Raw genomic sequence first — 16648 nt, 5'->3', positions numbered from 1 at the left:
CGTCTTCGCCAGGATCTTCGTGATCGCCGCCGTCAGCGACGTCTTCCCGTGGTCAACGTGACCGATCGTTCCAATGTTGCAGTGCGGCTTGTTCCGCTCAAACTTCGCCTTCGTCATGGTCTTTGGTCCCTGGTCAAATCAGTTCTGGTTCGATCGGCGGCGGCGTTAGCCTGCCAGCTTGGCAACAACTTCGTCCGCAACGGCCTGCGGAACAGGCGCGTAGTGGTCGAACGTCATGGTGTAGGCCGCGCGTCCCTGGGTCATCGACCGCAGCGTATTCACGTAGCCGAACATGTTGGCGAGCGGCACCATGGCATCGATAACCTGCGCGTTGCCGCGGGCATTCATGCCGAGGATCTGGCCACGGCGGCTGTTCAAGTCGCCGATGCAGTCACCCATGTAGTCGTCGGGCGTTACCACCTCGACCTTCATGATTGGCTCAAGCAGCTTGCACTGCGCCTTCGCGAGGCCCTCACGGAACGCCGCGCGGGCAGCGATTTCGAAGGCCAACACGCTCGAGTCAACGTCGTGGTAGTTACCGTCGACCAGCGTCGCCTTGAAGTCGATCACCGGGAAACCGGCGAGCACGCCAGTCTCACGCGAGGCTTCGAGGCCCTTCTCGACGCCGGGAATGAATTCCTTGGGCACCGAGCCGCCGACGATCTTGTTCTCGAACGAGTAACCCGACCCGGGCTCGCCCGGCTCGAACACGATCTTGACGCGCGCAAACTGGCCCGACCCACCGGACTGCTTCTTGTGGGTGTAGTCGATCTCGGACTTACGGCCGAGCGTCTCGCGATAGGCAACCTGCGGGGCGCCGACATTGGCATCGACCTTGTAGGTCCGGCGCAGGATGTCGACCTTGATCTCGAGATGGAGCTCGCCCATGCCCTTGATGACGGTCTGGCCGGTCTCCTGGTCGGTGGTGACGCGGAAGGTCGGGTCTTCCTGGACGAGACGACCCAACGCCTGGCCCAACTTCTCCTGGTCGGCCTTCGACTTCGGCTCGATCGCCAGCTCGATGACAGGCTCCGGGAAGTCCATCTTTTCGAGGATTACCGGATTGTCAGGCGAGCACAGCGTATCGCCAGTGGTGACGCTCTTGAGGCCGGCCAGGGCGATGATGTCGCCAGCGCGCGCTTCCTTCACGTCTTCACGGTTGTTGGCGTGCATCAGCAACATGCGGCCGATACGCTCCTTGCGATCCTTCGTGCTGTTCAGCACGCCGGTCGCCGATTCGAGCACGCCCGAGTAGACGCGCGCGAAGGTGAGCGAACCGACGAACGGATCGGTCATGATCTTGAACGCCAGAGCCGACAGCGGCGCGTCGTCGCTCGACGGCAGCGAGATCGCCTCGTCGGTGCCCATCTTCACGCCCTTGACGTCTTCGACGTCGGTCGGCGCCGGCAGGTAGTTCACGACGGCGTCGAGCATGGGCTGCACGCCCTTGTTCTTGAACGATGAACCGCACAGCACCGGGACAAACGCATAGGAGATCGTGCCCTTGCGGATGCACTTGATCAGCGTATCGTAGTCGGGCTCTTCACCGCCCAAGTACTTCTCTAGGGCCACGTCGTCCTGTTCGACGGCCATCTCGATCAGCTTGCTGCGATACTCGGCAGCCTTTTCCTTCATGTCCGCCGGGATCTCGACGACCTCATACTTGGCGCCAAGCGTCTCTTCGAGCCAGATGATCGCCTTGTTTGCGACCAGGTCGACGATGCCCTTGAACTCGGCTTCCGTGCCGATCGGCATCTGGGTCACGAGCGGCTTGCTGCCCAGACGATCGACGATCATGTCGACAGTACGCCAGAAGTTGGCGCCGGTACGATCCATCTTGTTGATGAAGCACATGCGCGGCACGCCGTACTTGTCGGCCTGACGCCACACCGTCTCGGACTGCGGCTCGACGCCGGCCACCGAGTCGAACACGCAAACCGCGCCATCGAGTACGCGCAGCGAACGCTCAACTTCGATCGTGAAGTCGACGTGGCCTGGCGTATCGATGATGTTCACACGATAGCTGACGCCGGCATACGGACCGGTCTCGACCTTCCAAAAGCAGGTCGTCGCGGCGGACGTGATGGTGATGCCGCGCTCTTGCTCCTGCTCCATCCAATCCATCGTCGCGGCGCCGTCGTGCACTTCGCCGATCTTATGCGACTTGCCGGTGTAGTAGAGAATGCGCTCGGTCGTCGTCGTCTTGCCGGCGTCGATATGCGCCATGATACCGATGTTACGGTAGTGCGCGATGGGAGTGGTACGAGCCATGGAGGGGGCTTTCTAGAAACGGAACCTGGAGGACGCTTACCAGCGGTAATGCGCAAACGCCTTGTTGGCGTCGGCCATCTTGTGAGTGTCCTCGCGCTTCTTCACGGCGTTGCCGCGGCGATTGAAGGCGTCGAGCAGCTCGGCTGAGAGCTTCTCCTGCATGCTGTGGCCCGAACGGTCGCGCGCTGCCTGGATGATCCAGCGGATGGCGAGAGCCTGGCGGCGCTCCGGGCGGACTTCCACCGGCACCTGGTAGGTCGCACCACCGACGCGGCGCGAGCGCACTTCGACGGCCGGCTTCACGTTCTCCAGAGCCTCGTGGAAGGCCGGGACCGGATCTTGCTTGAGCTTGGTCTCGATCTCCTCGAGCGCACCATAGACGATGTGCTCGGCGACCGACTTCTTGCCGCGTTCCATCAGCGTGTTCATGAACTTGCTGAGGACGATATCACCGAACTTGGCGTCCGGCAGGACTTCACGCTTTTCTGCTGCGCGACGACGGGACATGCTTTCCTCCCCGCCTTACTTCGGACGCTTCGCGCCGTACTTCGAACGGCGTTGCTTGCGGTCCTTGACACCCTGCGTATCGAGAGTGCCGCGAATGATGTGATAGCGGACGCCCGGAAGGTCCTTCACGCGGCCACCGCGGATCATGACAACCGAATGCTCCTGCAGATTGTGCCCCTCGCCCGGGATGTAGCTCACCACCTCGTAGGCATTGGTGAGGCGCACCTTGGCGACCTTGCGCAGCGCCGAGTTCGGCTTCTTCGGAGTCGTGGTGTAGACGCGTGTGCACACGCCGCGCTTCTGCGGGCAGGCCTGCAGCGCCGGGACCTTGTTGTGCGTCTTGAGGCCGTGGCGCTGCTTGCGGATCAACTGGTTGATAGTCGGCATCGATTTCGGTTTCCTTACCGCCGTCTCGGGTCCGCCCAACATCGGCCGCGTGGCGCAAAGCGAATGTGCACGGGCATGGCGGCAAAAGCGCAGCCCCGCGCAAGGAAAAAGCTTTGCGGCCGAATGGCCTGACTTGTAGCGGTCCTCGACGTCAGGCTGCGTTTTGGCTCACGCCAACCACCAGCCCCTCGACGAGGTGGCGCGCTTATATGGCCCAGTCACTTGCAGGTCAAGCGCGCTGCACGCCTTTTCGCTTTGATTTCGTTGGTTATTCTGGGCTTGCCGGACTCGACTCGTTCCTGACTCGCGATCCTTGTGAGACGCAAGAATCTAACAACCATATCTTGTGGGTTCGCACCCTTCCCGACACAAGTTTACTTCGGCGATCGCCTAAGGTATGTGCATGGCCATGTTGCGCAGAAACCCGCGAACGAATTCGGCCACCAAAGGCAGCTTTGGGGCAGGGAGAGTCGTGCGCGATCGTTTGATCTAGAAGTCGACTTCAAAACCCTGACCCCGCCGCGACGGCTGGGGTCACGCGCAACGGATCCCGCCCTCCGGTCAACGGAAGCGAGACCGATATGCCACCCGCCCATTCAATGCCGCCGACACCGGTGCTCCAAACGCCGCGCCTCGTCCTGCGTCCGGTGTGTAGCAAGGACGCCCCGGTCATCCAGCGCCGCTTTCCGCGCTGGGAGGTGGTGCGCTGGCTGAATGCTCGCATCCCCTGGCCCTACCCCGCCGATGGCGCTGCCGCCTATGTTGCGGCCTGCCTCGACGAGATGGCGCGGGGAGAGAAGTCCCACTGGGCGATCATCCCCAAGTCGGGTCCGGCTGACCTGATCGGAGTCATCGACCTCTGGCCCGACGATGGCGACAGCCACGACCAGCGCGGCTTCTGGCTCGATCCTGACTTCCAGGGCAAGGGCCTGATGACCGAAGCGGCGGATCGCGTGACCGATTACGCCTTCCGGACGCTGGACTGGCCGCATCTGTGGCTGACGAACGCGCAGGACAACCACGCCTCCCGGCGCATCAAGGAGAAGCAGGGTGCACGGCTGGTCGACCTGAGGATCGGTAACTATGTCGGCGGTCGTGGACCTCTCATGGTCTGGCAGTTGACTCAGGAGAACTGGCTCATCCGGCAGGCCGCACCGTCCGTCGCGGCATGAAGACCAAACTAAAGATAAAGGCCGTCATCTTGCGATGACGGCCTTTGAATTTTCAGGCGTCCACTGATCAGGCTGATCAGTCGGCCGCGCGCTCTTCCTCGAGCGTCGGGACAGGCTGGTCCTCGCCGTCGGCGCCGGCGGCCAGGATGGCCCGGTCACGCTGGGCGGCGATTGCCTTCAGACGGTTCACGACTCCGCCAGTGCCCGCTGGGATCAGGCGGCCGACGATGACGTTCTCCTTCAAGCCCTGCAGGTTGTCGACACGGCCCGAAACAGCCGCCTCGGTCAGTACGCGGGTGGTCTCCTGGAAGGAGGCCGCCGAGATGAACGACTTGGTCTGCAGGCTGGCCTTGGTGATGCCGAGCAGCACCGGGTCCGCCTTGGCAGGCTTCATCTTCTCGACCAGCAGCTTGGCGTTCTCCGCCTCGAACTCCTGCTTGTCGACCTGTTCGCCGATCAGGAACGTCGAGTCGCCGGCGTCGGTGATCTCGACCTTCTGCAGCATCTGACGCGCGATCGTCTCGATGTGCTTGTCGTTGATCTTCACGCCCTGCAGTCGATAGACCTCCTGGATCTCGTTCACGAGATATTCGGCCAGCTTCTCGATGCCGAGCACGCGCAGGATGTCGTGCGGCACTGGGTTGCCGTCGATCAGAAGATCGCCGCGTTCCACGTAGTCGCCTTCCTGAACCGCGATGCGCTTGCCCTTCGGGATCAGGTACTCGACCGGCTCCGCATTCTCGCCTTCCGGCACGATCAGGATGCGGCGCTTGCTCTTGTAGTCCTTGCCGAACTCGATGCGGCCGGCGATGTCGCAGATGATCGCGAAATCCTTCGGCTTGCGGGCTTCGAACAGCTCCGCCACGCGCGGCAGACCGCCCGTGATGTCGCGGTTCTTGCCACCCTCACGCGGGATACGCGCGAGGATGTCACCGGCATGGACGTCCTGGCCGTTCTCGACCGAGAGCACCGAGTCGAGCGACAGCAGGTAGCGAGCCTCCTGGCCGTTGCCCAGCATGATCGGGTTGCCATCGGCATCGTGGATGGCGATGCGCGGACGCAGATCGCCACCGCGCGGCTGGCCCTTCCAGTCGACGACGACACGGTTGGAGATGCCCGTCGAGTCGTCGATCACTTCGCGCATCGACACGCCTTCGACGAGGTCGACGTAGACCGCCTTACCCGCCTTTTCGGTGATGATCGGCAGGGTGTACGGATCCCACTCGGCGAGCTTCTGGCCCTTCGAGACAGGCGTGTCGTTGTCGACCAGCAGGCGCGCACCATAGGGCACGCGATGCTTGGCACGCTCGCGCTGGGCGCCGTCGATCAACACCAGCTCGGTGTTACGGCCCATCACGACCGGAACGCCCTGGCTGTTGATCACGACGTTGCGGTTGCGCACCTGGATGGTGCCGTCATGGCTCGCTTCGATGTTCGACTGCTCCGCACCACGCTGCGCGGCGCCGCCGATGTGGAAGGTACGCATGGTGAGCTGCGTGCCCGGCTCGCCGATCGACTGGGCGGCAATGACGCCCACCGCCTCGCCGATGTTGACCTTCGTACCGCGGGCCAGATCGCGGCCGTAGCACTTGCCGCAAACACCGATCTTGGTATCGCAGGTCAGCACCGAGCGGATGCGGATCTCTTCGATCCCGGCCTTCTCGATCTGCTCGACCTTGACCTCGTCGATCAGTTCGCCGGCCTTGCTGATCAGCGTGCCGTTCACCGGATCGACGATGTCGTCCAGCGCCGTGCGACCGAGGACTCGCTCCGAGAGCGGCTCGATCACGTCACCGCCATCGACAACGGCGCGCATGGTGAGGCCACGCTCGGCGCCGCAATCTTCCTCGATGATGATGCAGTCCTGCGCCACGTCGACCAGACGGCGGGTCAGGTAACCCGAATTCGCCGTCTTGAGCGCGGTGTCGGCCAGGCCCTTACGCGCGCCGTGGGTGGAGTTGAAGTACTCCAGCACCGACAGGCCTTCCTTGAAGTTCGAGATGATCGGCGTCTCGATGATCTCGCCCGAGGGCTTGGTCATCAGGCCGCGCATGCCGGCGAGCTGCTTCATCTGCGTCGCCGAACCACGCGCGCCGGAATGGGCCATCATCCACACCGCGTTGACCGGACGACCCGGCTTCGGCGTCGAAATGCCCTTCATCATCTCCTCGGCCACGCGATCCGAGCAGCGCGACCAGGCGTCGACGACCTTGTTGTACTTCTCACCCGAGGTGATCAGGCCGTCCTGGTACTGCTGCTCGTATTCCTTGACCTCCTTCTGGGTCTGGGCGACCAGCTTCTCCTTGGTCACCGGGATGACGAGGTCGTCCTTGCCGAACGAGATGCCGGCACGGCAGGCGTGATAGAAGCCGAGACCCATCAGGCGATCGGCGAAGATCACCGTCTCCTTCTGACCGCAGTGGCGGTAGACGGAGTCGATGACGTTCTGCAGGTCCTTCTTGGTCAGCAGGCGGTTGATCAACGAGAACGGCAGGTTCTCGTGCTTGGGCAGGATCTGCGCCAGCAGGACACGACCCGGCGTGGTCTCGACCACGCGTTGGGCCAGGACGCCCTTGTCGTCATAGGCCTCCAGACGCATCTTGATCTTGGCGTGCATCGAGAGCGTGCGGCTGTGCAGCGCGTGCTCGAGATCGCCGATGTCTGAGAACAGCGAACCCTCGCCCGGCTCCCCGTCGCGCTCGAGCGTGATGTAGTAGATGCCGAGCACGATGTCCTGCGACGGCACGATGATCGGCTTGCCGCTGGCGGGCGAGAGGATGTTGTTGGTCGACATCATCAGCACACGCGCTTCGAGCTGGGCTTCCAGAGACAGCGGCACGTGTACCGCCATCTGGTCGCCGTCGAAGTCGGCATTGAACGCCGTGCAGACCAGTGGATGGAGCTGGATCGCCTTGCCCTCGATCAGCACCGGCTCGAAGGCCTGGATGCCGAGACGATGCAGGGTCGGCGCGCGGTTCAGCAGCACGGGATGCTCGCGGATGACTTCCTCGAGGATATCCCACACTTCCGGCCGCTCCTTCTCGACCATGCGCTTGGCGGCCTTGATGGTGTTCGCCATGCCGTAGTTCTGCAGCCGCGAGTAGATGAACGGCTTGAACAGCTCGAGCGCCATCTTCTTCGGCAGGCCGCACTGGTGCAGCTTGAGTTCGGGACCGACGACGATGACCGAGCGGCCCGAATAGTCGACGCGCTTGCCGAGCAGGTTCTGACGGAAGCGGCCCTGCTTGCCCTTCAGCATGTCGCTGAGCGACTTCAGCGGACGCTTGTTGGCGCCGGTGATGACGCGGCCACGGCGGCCGTTGTCGAACAGGGCGTCGACCGACTCCTGCAGCATGCGCTTCTCGTTACGCACGATGATATCGGGTGCACGCAGCTCCATCAGGCGCTTCAACCGGTTGTTACGGTTGATGACGCGGCGATAGAGGTCGTTGAGGTCGGAGGTCGCGAAACGGCCGCCGTCGAGCGGCACCAGCGGGCGCAGCTCGGGCGGGATCACCGGCACCAGCTCGAGGATCATCCACTCCGGACGAGCACCGGACTCGATGAAGTTCTCGCAGAGCTTCAGGCGCTTCACGAGCTTCTTGCGCTTGGCCTCGGAGGTCGTCTCGCGCAGCTCTTCGCGCAGACGCGGACGCTCCTCGTTGAGGTCGATCGCCTGCAGCATGGCGCGGATCGCCTCGGCGCCGATCTCGGCTTCGAAGGAGCCGTCGCCGTACTCGTCGAGTGCGTTGAGGTACTGATCCTCGTTCAGGAGCTCGCGATACTTGAGGGCGGTCAGGCCGGGGTTGGTGACGACGTAGTTCTCGAAGTAGAGAATCTTCTCGAGATCACGCAGCGTCATGTCCAGCAGCAGGCCGATGCGGCTCGGCAGCGACTTCAGGAACCAGATGTGCGCCACCGGCGAGGCCAGTTCGATGTGGCCCATGCGCTCGCGGCGCACCTTGGTGAGCGTCACCTCGACGCCGCACTTCTCGCAGGTGATGCCGCGGAACTTCATGCGCTTGTACTTGCCGCACAGGCACTCGTAGTCCTTGATCGGTCCGAAGATGCGGGCGCAGAACAGCCCGTCCCGCTCCGGCTTGAACGTGCGGTAGTTGATGGTCTCCGGCTTCTTGATCTCGCCGTGGCTCCAGGTGCGGATGCGCTCCGGGCTGGCGATCGAGATGCGGATCTCGTCGAAGGTCGGCGTGCCTTGCGGCTGGCCTAGTACGTTGATGAGGTCGGTCATCTTTATGGTCCTCATTTCACCCCTTTTGGGGGCTCGTTGGACTTAATTCGCGAAAGCAGAGAGGTCGTCGGCCACGCTCACGTGGCCGACTGGTTCAGTTCGACGTTGAGGCCGAGCGAGCGCAGCTCCTTGACCAGAACGTTGAAGGACTCGGGGATACCCGCTTCGAAGGTGTCGTCGCCGCGCACGATGGCCTCGTAGACCTTGGTGCGGCCGGCCACGTCGTCCGACTTGACGGTGAGAATCTCCTGCAGCGTGTAGGCGGCCCCATAGGCCTCGAGTGCCCACACCTCCATCTCGCCGAAGCGCTGACCGCCGAACTGGGCCTTGCCGCCCAGCGGTTGCTGGGTAACGAGGCTGTAGGGGCCAATCGACCGCGCGTGGATCTTGTCGTCCACGAGATGGTGCAGCTTCAGCATGTAGATGTAGCCGACAGTCACCTTGCGATCGAACGGCTCGCCAGTGCGGCCGTCGACCAGGGTGACCTGGCCCGACTTGTCGAGACCCGCCATCTCCAGCATGCCGACGATGTCGGCTTCGTGGGCGCCGTCGAACACCGGAGAGGCGAAGGGCACGCCCTTCGAGAGGTTGCGGGCGAGCTCGATCGTCTGCTCGTCGTCGAGGTTGGCGATGTCGTTCTTGAAGGTCTTCTCGCCGTAGATGTCACGCAGGTGCTTCTTGATCTGCGCCACCGACGACTCGCGGGCGTTTGCCAGCATCTCGCCGATCTTCTTGCCGAGACCCGCCGCGGCCCAGCCGAGGTGAGTTTCGAGAATCTGACCGACGTTCATGCGCGACGGCACGCCGAGCGGGTTCAGCACGATGTCGACCGGGCCACCCTCCTCGAGATACGGCATGTCCTCGAGCGGCATGATGCGCGAGATCACGCCCTTGTTGCCGTGACGGCCGGCCATCTTGTCGCCCGGCTGCAGCTTGCGCTTGGTCGCAACGAAGACCTTGACCATCTTCATCACGCCCGGCGGCAGTTCGTCGCCGCGCTGCAGCTTGTCGACCTTGCTGTCGAACCGGTCCTGCAGGCGCTTCATCGACTCGTCGAACTGCTTGTTCAGCGCCTCGATCTCGGACTGCTTCTTGTCGGTCTTGACCGCGATCTGCCGCCACTGGCCAGGCGTGTACTCGCCCAGCACCTGGTCGGTGATGCGGGTGCCCGGCTTCAGGCCCTTCAACCCGCCAGCCACGACCTGGTTCATCAGCATTTCCTGGATCTGGCTGTAGAAGCTGCGCTCCAGGATGGCCTTTTCGTCGTCACGGTCCTTGGCGAGACGCTCGATCTCGTCACGCTCGATGGCGAGAGCACGCTCGTCCTTGTCGACGCCGCGGCGGTTGAAGACGCGGACTTCGACCACGGTGCCTTCGACGCCCGGCGGCACCTTCAGCGAGGTGTCGCGCACGTCGGCCGCCTTCTCGCCGAAGATGGCGCGCAGCAGCTTCTCTTCCGGCGTCATCGGGCTCTCGCCCTTCGGCGTCACCTTGCCGACCAGGATGTCGCCCGCCTTCACCTCGGCGCCGATGTAGACGATGCCCGCCTCGTCGAGGTTCTTGAGCGCTTCCTCGCCGACGTTCGGGATGTCGCGGCTGATCTCCTCCTGGCCGAGCTTGGTGTCGCGGGCCATGACCTCGAACTCCTCGATGTGGATCGAGGTGAACACGTCATCGCGCACGATGCGCTCGGAGAGCAGGATCGAGTCTTCGAAGTTGTAGCCATTCCACGGCATGAACGCGACGAGCACGTTGCGGCCGAGAGCGAGCTCGCCATCGCGGGTCGACGGACCGTCGGCCACGATGTCACCCCTCTTCACCTGGTCGCCGACCTTCACGAGCGGCTTCTGGGTGATGCAGGTGCTCTGGTTGGAACGCTGGAACTTCAGCAGGTTGTAGATGTCGACTGCCGGCCGGTTCGGGCCGACGTCTTCCGTCGCGCGCACGACGATACGCATGGCGTCGACCTGGTCGACGATGCCGGTGCGGCGCGCCGCGATGGCGACGCCAGAGTCACGGGCGACGACCTCTTCCATGCCGGTGCCGACCAGCGGCGATTCGGCCTGGATGAGCGGCACCGCCTGGCGCTGCATGTTCGAGCCCATCAGCGCACGGTTGGCGTCGTCGTTCTCGAGGAACGGGATCAGCGCCGCAGCGACGGAGACGATCTGCTTGGGCGAGACGTCGACGAAGTCGATCGTCTCGGGCCGGCCGAGAATGTACTCGCCACCCTTGCGGCACTGGACCAACTCGGACACGAACTTGCCCTTGGCGTCGATCTCGGCATTGGCCTGGGCGACCGTGTAGCGGCCCTCCTCCATCGCCGAGAGATAGACGACCTCGTCGCTGACGCGGCCGGCGACGACCTTGCGGTACGGGCTCTCGATGAAACCGTACTGGTTGACGCGGGCGTAGGTCGCCAGCGAGTTGATCAGACCGATGTTCGGGCCTTCCGGCGTTTCGATCGGGCAGATGCGGCCGTAGTGCGTCGGATGCACGTCGCGCACCTCGAAGCCGGCGCGCTCGCGCGTCAGACCGCCCGGTCCCAGCGCCGAGAGACGACGCTTGTGCGTCACTTCGGACAGTGGGTTGGTCTGGTCCATGAACTGGCTGAGCTGGCTCGAGCCGAAGAACTCGCGCACCGCCGCCGCCGCCGGCTTGGCGTTGATCAGGTCGTGCGGCATCACGGTGTCGATGTCGATCGAACTCATGCGCTCGCGGATCGCCCGCTCCATGCGCAGCAGGCCGACGCGATACTGGTTCTCCATCAGCTCGCCGACCGAACGGACGCGACGGTTGCCGAGGTGATCGATGTCGTCGATCTCGCCGCGGCCGTCCTTGAGGCCGTGCAGGACCTTGACGACGGCGAGGATGTCCTCGCGGCGCAGCGTGCGCTGGGTGTCGGGCACGCCCTCGAACTCGAGACGCATGTTCATCTTCACGCGACCGACCGGCGAGAGGTCGTAGCGGTCGATGTCGAACAGCAGGCCCTGGAACAGGGTCTCCGCCTGCTCGAGTGTCGGCGGCTCGCCCGGACGCATGACGCGGTAGACGTCGAGGAGCGCTTCTTCACGGTTCGAGTTTTTGTCGGCCGCCAGCGTGTTGCGGATGTAGGGGCCGACGTTGACGTGATCGATGGCGAGCGTCGGCAGGACGTCGATCTCGTTCTCGTCGAACAGTTCGAGGACTGCCTCGGTGATCTCCTGGCCGGCTTCGACGTAGATCTCGCCCGTCTTCTCGTTGATGACGTCGAGCGCGGCGTAGCGGCCGATCAGCTCTTCCGGCGAGACGCGCATTTCCTTGAGGCCGGCTTCCTTGAGCTTGGCCAGCAGGCGCGGAGTCATCTTGGTGCCGGCTTCGGCAACCGACTTGCCGGTCTTGCCGTTGATCAGATCGTGCGTCAGCTTCACGCCGCGCATCGACTCGCCGTCGAACGGCGTGTTCCAGCCGTCCTTCTCGCGCTTGTAGACGACCTGACCGTAGAACGCGGCGAGGATCTCCTCCGGCGACAGGCCCTGGGCCTCGGCCGGATCGAGCTGCTGGTTCTTGGCGGTGGCGGCGGCACGCTTCTTCCACGTGGCGTCGTTGTCGAGCGCCAGCAGGAGCGTCGTCACCGGGATCTTGCGGCGACGGTCGATGCGCACATGGATCAGGTCCTTGGCGTCGAACTCGAAGTCGAGCCACGAACCGCGATAGGGGATGATGCGGGCGGCGAACAGGTACTTGCCCGAGCTGTGGGTCTTGCCCTTGTCATGATCGAAGAAGACGCCCGGCGAACGGTGCATCTGGCTGACGATCACGCGCTCGGTGCCGTTGACGATGAAGGTGCCGTTGTCGGTCATGAGCGGCATGTCGCCCATGTAGACATCCTGCTCCTTGATATCGCGGATCGAGCGCGAGCCCGCTTCCTCGTCGATATCCCACACGACAAGCTGCAAGGTGACCTTGAGCGGCGCGGCGTAGGTGATGCCGCGCTGCTGGCATTCTTCGACGTCGTACTTGGGGTCTTCGAATTCGTACTTCACGAACTCGAGGCTGGCGCGCTCGGCGAAGTCCTTGATCGGGAACACGCCCCGGAAGACTTCCTGAAGGCCGGACTGGGTCCGCTTGGCAGCCGGCGTGACACGCTGCAGGAAGCTCTCATAGGAGCTCTTCTGGACCTCGATGAGGTTCGGCATCGGCGCCACCGATTCGATGTGGCCGAAGAAACGACGAATCCTTTTCCGCGTATTGAAGGCCGTGGCCATCCTGCGTCCTCGAAGGTTCAAGGGCGGAGATAAACACCCGCTGCTTTCTCGGAGCTCCCGGCCCGCCAGCCGTTCGCCCCATCCGTCGCAGAGGGCCACTTGTCGGAACGGACCTGGGAAAAGTCCGCTCGGAGAAGAGGCCCGATAGGGCTGGCTCCTCGCGGAACCAGCCCGACCGGTAAACGATTTACTTGAGCTCGACCTTGGCGCCTTCGGCCTCGAGCTTCGCCTTGAGCTTCTCGGCGTCGGCCTTCGGCACGGCTTCCTTGACCGGCTTCGGAGCGGCTTCGACCAGGTCCTTGGCTTCCTTGAGGCCGAGGCCGGTGATCTCGCGCACCACCTTGATGACGTTGATCTTCTTGTCGCCGGCGGCGGCGAGGACGACGGTGAACTCGTCCTTCACTTCGGCCGGAGCAGCGGCAGCGGCGCCAACAGCGGCGACGGCGACCGGAGCGGCGGCGCTGACGCCCCACTTCTCTTCCAGCAGCTTGCTGAGCTGAGCGGCCTCGAGGACCGTCAGGGCCGAAAGCTCTTCGACCAGCTTCTCGAGATTTGCCATTTTAAGTCTCCTGATATCCCGAACTTCGTTGAACGTAACTTGGATAGCTTGACGCGCGGCTTACGCCGCCTTCGCGCCGTCTTCCTTGGCTCCGTACGCACCGAACACGCGAGCGAGCTGACCGGCCGGCGCCTGAAGAACACCCGCCACCTTGGTGGCCGGGGCCTGCAGAAGGCCGATGATCTTGCCGCGCAGAGCATCGAGGGAGGGCAGCGTGGCGAGAGCCTGAACGCCAGCGACGTCCAGAACGTTCTCACCCAACGCACCGCCGACGATGGTCAGCTTCTCGTTGTTCTTGGCGAAAGCCGCAACGACCTTCGCCGCTGCGACCGGATCCTCGGAGTAGGCAATGGCAGTCGGTCCCGAAAACAGGGAGCCGAGCGCCGTGAAGGACGTACCCTCGAGGGCACGCAGCGTGAGCCTGTTCTTCGTGACCTTGTAGCTTGCACCGGCTGCCCTGATCTTTCGACGCAGGTCCGTAACCTCCGCGACCGTCAAACCTGACTGGCGGGTGACCACCACCAGGTTTGCGCCCTTGAAGGTCTGGTTCAGCTCGGCGATCGCTTCGGCCTTTTCCGAACGATTCACGGCTTTCTCCAAATAAGGTCCAATCCAGAGGATCCGGATCGGACCGGCTGCGGTACAGACTGCGCAGCCTCCGTTGGCGGGTTAGCGCGAACGGAGACCTTGCGGTCCGGTTCGCCTGCCCCGGAAGTTCGGGCGCGTGCGCGCACCAAGAGGTGCAGCGTCGATTCCCTTGCCCCCGTCTGCGCTGGCGGGTTTCCCCATTACGTCCACCCGAAGGTGGTCACCGGCGGTCTCGGACAGGTGGAGCTCAAGGCCTTGCGGCCCGTCGCTCCCTCCTCCGCCAGCCCCTGCAATCGAAGGGCCAACGGCGGAAACTCTGAAACTCTCTGGCCCCGCGCCTAGTTCAGCGCGGAAGCCGGGTCGAGCTTGATGCCCGGACCCATCGTCGAACTCAGCGACACCTTCTTGATGAAGGTACCCTTGGCGCCGCTCGGCTTGGCGCGGTTGATCGCGTTCACCAGAGCCTTGACGTTGGCGGTGATCGCCTCCTCGCTGAACGAGGCCTTGCCGACGCCGGCGTGCACGATGCCGGCCTTCTCGGCGCGGAACTCGATCGAGCCGGCCTTGGCCGCCTTCACCGCCGCGGTGACATCCTGCGTCACCGTGCCGAGCTTCGGGTTCGGCATCAGGCCGCGCGGGCCCAGCACCTTACCGAGACGGCCGACCACGCCCATCATGTCCGGCGTGGCGATGCAGCGCTCGAAGTTCATTTCGCCGCCGGTGATCTTCTCGGCGAGGTCTTCCGCGCCGACCAGATCCGCACCGGCCGCCTTGGCTTCATCGGCCTTGGCGCCACGCGCGAACACCGCGACGCGCACCGACTTGCCGGTGCCGTTCGGCAGCTCGATCATGCCGCGCACCGCCTGGTCGGCGTGACGCGGATCGATGCCGAGGTTCATCGCAACTTCGATGGTCTCGTCGAACTTCGCCTTGGCGTTCGCCTTGACGATCTTCACCGCCTCCTCGAGGGAGTAGGTCTTGTCGCGGTCAACCGTGGTGGCCGCTGCCTTGTAACGCTTGCCCTGGGTCATGGCTTACTCCACCACCTGGAGGCCCATGGAGCGGGCGGAGCCCACGACCTGCGCCATCGCCGATTCAACCGTATCGCAATTGAGATCCGGCATCTTCTGCTTGGCGATCTCTTCGACCTGCTGCTTCGTGACCTTGCCGACAATCTGCGTGCCGACCGTCTTGGCGCCGGACTCGATGCCTGCGGCCTTCTTCAGGAAGTAGGTTACCGGCGGCGTCTTGGTGATGAACGTGAAGCTGCGGTCCTGGAACACGGTGATGACCACCGGGATCGGCATCCCCGGTTCCATCTTCTGCGTCTTCGCGTTGAACTGCTTGCAGAATTCCATGATGTTGACGCCCTGCTGACCGAGCGCGGGCCCGATCGGCGGCGACGGATTTGCTTTGCCAGCCGGCACTTGCAGCTTGACGTAGGCCTGAATTTTCTTGGCCATGCCTGCCCCTCCTATGGGCGGCGCGGTACGGCCATGGCCGGCCTCCCGCACCCTATGTTACGGCTAAGTCCTTGATCCTTATGGATTTTGGAGCTTAACCAACCTCACGAGAAAAGGCCGGCACACGGCCAGCCCTCCCAAGGGCGCGCGGTCTACCAAATCCTACCGCCCGCCACAACCCTGAATTTGTCCCCTTATATGGGGCGAATTCAGATCTTTTCCACCTGGGCGTAATCGAGCTCGACGGGGGTCGAACGACCGAAGATCGACACCGCGACCTTCAGGCGTGCCCGTTCCTCGTCCACATCCTCGACCGTGCCGTTAAACGAGGCAAACGGGCCGTCGGCCACCTTCACCTGCTCGCCGATCTCGAAGCTGACCGCAGGCTTGGGCCGTTCCACGCCCTCCTGGACCTGCTTCAGGATCCGATTTGCCTCGGCATCGGAGATCGGCACCGGCTTGCCGCGGCCACCGCCACCCAGGAAGCCCGTCACCTTGGCCGTGTTCTTGACCAAGTGCCAGGAGTCGTCGGTGAGATCCATCTTCACGAGCACATAGCCCGGGAAGAACTTGCGTTCCGTCTGGACCTTGGCGCCGCGACGAACCTCGACGACCTCCTCGGTCGGCACGATGACCTCGGCGATCTCCTCGGCCAGGCCCTTCTTGCCGGCCTGCTCGCGGATCGACTGGGCGACCTTGTTCTCAAAGCCCGAATAGGCGTGAACGACGTACCAGCGATGCGTCATGTCAGGAAACCCCGAGCAACAGCTTGATGACGAAGCCGATGATCTTGTCGGCCACCAGGAAGAACACCGCCGCGATCACGACGAAGATGAACACCATGCTGGTGGTGATCAGGGTCTCACGCCGGGTCGGCCAAGTGACCTTGGCCACCTCGGCGCGGACTTCGCGGGCGAATTCTATCGGATTCTTCGTCATGCTCGCTTTTCTTCAGGAAATGGCAGGAGTGGAGGGACTCGAACCCCCGGCCCTCGGTTTTGGAGACCGATGCTCTACCAACTGAGCTACACTCCTACGTGCCGCCACCGGTCTCATAGACCGGCAGCAGCATAATCGCTAGAGCATTACTTGACGACTTTGGTGACGACGCCGGCGCCGACGGTGCGGCCGCCCTCGCGGATGGCGAAGCGCAGGCCCTCGTCCATGGCGATCGGCTGGATCAGTTCGACCACCAGACGCGCATT

The 16648-nt window shown here is 63.6% G+C and carries 14 protein-coding genes and 1 tRNA gene; 1 reads left to right on the top strand and 14 read right to left on the bottom strand.

Translation table 11 applies throughout. From position 1 onward, the window contains the following. The 4 genes from EPO50_RS31455 to rpsL all read right to left on the bottom strand — a co-directional run. The coding region (locus tag EPO50_RS31455) for a GTP-binding protein (RefSeq protein ID WP_296349690.1) at positions 1-117 on the bottom strand (117 nt) is incomplete at its 3' end. A gap of 48 nt (positions 118-165) precedes the next feature. Next, on the bottom strand, positions 166-2271 hold the full coding sequence (fusA, locus tag EPO50_RS31450) for an elongation factor G (RefSeq protein WP_296351075.1): 2106 nt from the start codon (positions 2269-2271) through the stop codon (positions 166-168). 36 nt (positions 2272-2307) lie between these two features. Continuing rightward, positions 2308-2778, bottom strand: a complete 471-nt coding sequence (rpsG, locus tag EPO50_RS31445) for a 30S ribosomal protein S7 (RefSeq protein ID WP_296351074.1) — start codon at positions 2776-2778, stop codon at positions 2308-2310. Positions 2779-2793: 15 nt separating this feature from the next. Further along, positions 2794-3165, bottom strand: coding sequence for a 30S ribosomal protein S12 (rpsL, locus tag EPO50_RS31440; RefSeq protein WP_296351072.1), 372 nt, complete (start codon positions 3163-3165; stop codon positions 2794-2796). A gap of 581 nt (positions 3166-3746) precedes the next feature. Here rpsL and EPO50_RS31435 point away from each other — a divergent pair. Continuing rightward, a complete protein-coding gene (locus EPO50_RS31435) occupies positions 3747-4337 on the top strand; it encodes a GNAT family N-acetyltransferase (RefSeq protein ID WP_296351070.1) in 591 nt (196 codons plus the stop codon). Positions 4338-4413: 76 nt separating this feature from the next. Here EPO50_RS31435 and rpoC read toward each other — a convergent pair whose 3' ends face one another. From rpoC to EPO50_RS31385, 10 genes are all read right to left on the bottom strand, one after another. Beyond that, positions 4414-8586 (bottom strand): DNA-directed RNA polymerase subunit beta', encoded by a 4173-nt coding sequence (rpoC, locus tag EPO50_RS31430; protein ID WP_296351067.1) that lies wholly within the window; start codon positions 8584-8586, stop codon positions 4414-4416. A 77-nt stretch (positions 8587-8663) separates the two neighbouring features. Then, positions 8664-12833: a DNA-directed RNA polymerase subunit beta gene (rpoB, locus tag EPO50_RS31425; protein ID WP_296351065.1), complete on the bottom strand. Its 4170-nt coding sequence runs from the start codon at positions 12831-12833 to the stop codon at positions 8664-8666. Between the two features lie 187 nt (positions 12834-13020). After that, a complete protein-coding gene (rplL, locus tag EPO50_RS31420) occupies positions 13021-13392 on the bottom strand; it encodes a 50S ribosomal protein L7/L12 (RefSeq protein WP_296351063.1) in 372 nt (123 codons plus the stop codon). A gap of 60 nt (positions 13393-13452) precedes the next feature. Further along, a complete protein-coding gene (rplJ, locus tag EPO50_RS31415; protein WP_296351061.1) occupies positions 13453-13980 on the bottom strand; it encodes a 50S ribosomal protein L10 in 528 nt (175 codons plus the stop codon). Between the two features lie 338 nt (positions 13981-14318). After that, positions 14319-15011 (bottom strand): 50S ribosomal protein L1, encoded by a 693-nt coding sequence (rplA, locus tag EPO50_RS31410; protein WP_296351059.1) that lies wholly within the window; start codon positions 15009-15011, stop codon positions 14319-14321. Positions 15012-15014: 3 nt separating this feature from the next. After that, the gene (gene rplK / locus EPO50_RS31405) at positions 15015-15443 is read right to left on the bottom strand and encodes a 50S ribosomal protein L11 (RefSeq protein ID WP_296351057.1); all 429 of its coding nucleotides are present in this window, start codon (positions 15441-15443) and stop codon (positions 15015-15017) included. Between the two features lie 209 nt (positions 15444-15652). After that, the gene (nusG, locus tag EPO50_RS31400) at positions 15653-16189 is read right to left on the bottom strand and encodes a transcription termination/antitermination protein NusG (protein ID WP_296351055.1); all 537 of its coding nucleotides are present in this window, start codon (positions 16187-16189) and stop codon (positions 15653-15655) included. A gap of 1 nt (position 16190) precedes the next feature. Next, complete coding sequence (secE, locus tag EPO50_RS31395) at positions 16191-16382, bottom strand: preprotein translocase subunit SecE (protein ID WP_296351053.1); 192 nt, start codon at positions 16380-16382, stop codon at positions 16191-16193. A gap of 20 nt (positions 16383-16402) precedes the next feature. Beyond that, a tRNA-Trp gene (locus tag EPO50_RS31390) sits at positions 16403-16478 on the bottom strand. A 50-nt stretch (positions 16479-16528) separates the two neighbouring features. After that, a partial coding sequence (locus tag EPO50_RS31385) for a hypothetical protein (RefSeq protein ID WP_296349086.1) occupies positions 16529-16648 on the bottom strand: 120 nt, incomplete at its 5' end.

It is taken from the genome of Reyranella sp., from assembly GCF_004297405.1.
Classification (GTDB): domain Bacteria; phylum Pseudomonadota; class Alphaproteobacteria; order Reyranellales; family Reyranellaceae; genus Reyranella.
This window is presented reverse-complemented; position numbering and strand designations above follow the sequence as displayed.